This window comes from Paraburkholderia sp. SIMBA_053, assembly GCF_046534895.1.
Classification (GTDB): domain Bacteria; phylum Pseudomonadota; class Gammaproteobacteria; order Burkholderiales; family Burkholderiaceae; genus Paraburkholderia; species Paraburkholderia caledonica.
This window is the reverse complement of record NZ_JAWRXU010000937.1, coordinates 1-262: the sequence shown is the minus strand read 5'-3', so window position 1 is coordinate 262 and position 262 is coordinate 1. Positions and strand designations below refer to the sequence as shown.

General features: G+C 58.4%; 1 protein-coding gene. It reads left to right on the top strand.

Annotation, left to right across the window (positions count from 1 at the left end):
• Positions 1–18: 18 nt before the first annotated feature.
• Positions 19–262: hypothetical protein (locus SB753_RS38365; RefSeq protein ID WP_410805330.1), on the top strand; the 244-nt coding region annotated here is incomplete at its 3' end.

The following is a 262-nucleotide window of genomic DNA, read 5'->3' as shown; positions in this document are numbered from 1 at the left end:
CCACTGGAATCGTCGTCGATGGATCTTTTTGCCTTCGTCGAGCCTGACCACACGCAGACCCGTCTTTACGACTGTCTCGCCTGGGTCTACGGTTTCCAGCGTGCCATGCGTAACGAGGTGATTGATGGGAAGGTGGTGAAAGACGTGCACGTGCCGATCGAGTGGGTTTCCAATCAGGTCGGTTGCGACGTTCATGCGCTTCGCCGTCGTCTCGGTCGTGTTGTACGCCCCCATCTGAAAGGGCTGCTCCGCACGATCTCCG